The following is a 1,774-nucleotide window of genomic DNA, read 5'->3' as shown; positions in this document are numbered from 1 at the left end:
GGAAAGCGTAATATACGCCACCTCGCAACAGGAAGCTTCGGCACTGATTGCACCGCTCTTTAACAATTTATCAGACAATCTGTGTGGGCACTCGCAGGATTGATATCAGTCACCTCCGGGTGACAAAAAATATCAAGTCTTAAGAGTGAACACATAATGAAATTCATTATGACGTTTTACACTTGAGCATCGCTGCACTTGTTGCAGCAAATCGAACTTTTAATTGAAGAGTTTGATCATGGCTCAGATTGAACGCTGGCGGCAGGCCTAACACATGCAAGTCGAACGGTAGCACAGAGGAGCTTGCTCCTTGGGTGACGAGTGGCGGACGGGTGAGTAATGCCTGGGAAACTGCCCGATGGAGGGGGATAACTACTGGAAACGGTAGCTAATACCGCATAACGTCTTCGGACCAAAGTGGGGGACCTTCGGGCCTCACACCATCGGATGTGCCCAGGTGGGATTAGCTAGTAGGTGGGGTAATGGCTCACCTAGGCGACGATCCCTAGCTGGTCTGAGAGGATGACCAGCCACACTGGAACTGAGACACGGTCCAGACTCCTACGGGAGGCAGCAGTGGGGAATATTGCACAATGGGCGCAAGCCTGATGCAGCCATGCCGCGTGTATGAAGAAGGCCTTCGGGTTGTAAAGTACTTTCAGTGGGGAGGAAGGCAGTGGAGTTAATAGCTTCGCTGATTGACGTTACCCGCAGAAGAAGCACCGGCTAACTCCGTGCCAGCAGCCGCGGTAATACGGAGGGTGCAAGCGTTAATCGGAATTACTGGGCGTAAAGCGCACGCAGGCGGTCTGTCAAGTCGGATGTGAAATCCCCGGGCTCAACCTGGGAACTGCATTCGAAACTGGCAGACTAGAGTCTTGTAGAGGGGGGTAGAATTCCAGGTGTAGCGGTGAAATGCGTAGAGATCTGGAGGAATACCGGTGGCGAAGGCGGCCCCCTGGACAAAGACTGACGCTCAGGTGCGAAAGCGTGGGGAGCAAACAGGATTAGATACCCTGGTAGTCCACGCCGTAAACGATGTCGACTTGGAGGTTGTGCCCTTGAGGCGTGGCTTCCGGAGCTAACGCGTTAAGTCGACCGCCTGGGGAGTACGGCCGCAAGGTTAAAACTCAAATGAATTGACGGGGGCCCGCACAAGCGGTGGAGCATGTGGTTTAATTCGATGCAACGCGAAGAACCTTACCTGGCCTTGACATCCACGGAATTCGGCAGAGATGCCTTAGTGCCTTCGGGAACCGTGAGACAGGTGCTGCATGGCTGTCGTCAGCTCGTGTTGTGAAATGTTGGGTTAAGTCCCGCAACGAGCGCAACCCTTATCCTTTGTTGCCAGCACGTAATGGTGGGAACTCAAAGGAGACTGCCGGTGATAAACCGGAGGAAGGTGGGGATGACGTCAAGTCATCATGGCCCTTACGGCCAGGGCTACACACGTGCTACAATGGCGCATACAAAGAGAAGCGACCTCGCGAGAGCAAGCGGACCTCATAAAGTGCGTCGTAGTCCGGATCGGAGTCTGCAACTCGACTCCGTGAAGTCGGAATCGCTAGTAATCGTAGATCAGAATGCTACGGTGAATACGTTCCCGGGCCTTGTACACACCGCCCGTCACACCATGGGAGTGGGTTGCAAAAGAAGTAGGTAGCTTAACCTTCGGGAGGGCGCTTACCACTTTGTGATTCATGACTGGGGTGAAGTCGTAACAAGGTAACCGTAGGGGAACCTGCGGTTGGATCACCTCCTTACCTGAAGATAC

At 53.6% G+C, this 1,774-nt stretch carries 1 rRNA gene; it reads left to right on the top strand.

The features are described 5' to 3' along the window. The first annotated feature begins 220 nt into the window (after nucleotides 1-220). Nucleotides 221-1,763, top strand: a 16S ribosomal RNA gene (locus HHI26_RS25280). The last annotated feature ends 11 nt before the right edge of the window (nucleotides 1,764-1,774 follow it).

The organism is Erwinia sp. JH02 (assembly GCF_013074405.1).
Taxonomy (GTDB): Bacteria; Pseudomonadota; Gammaproteobacteria; order Enterobacterales; family Enterobacteriaceae; genus Erwinia; species Erwinia rhapontici.
The sequence above is the reverse complement of the archived record's forward strand: the minus strand, read 5'-3'. Positions and strand labels throughout refer to the sequence as shown.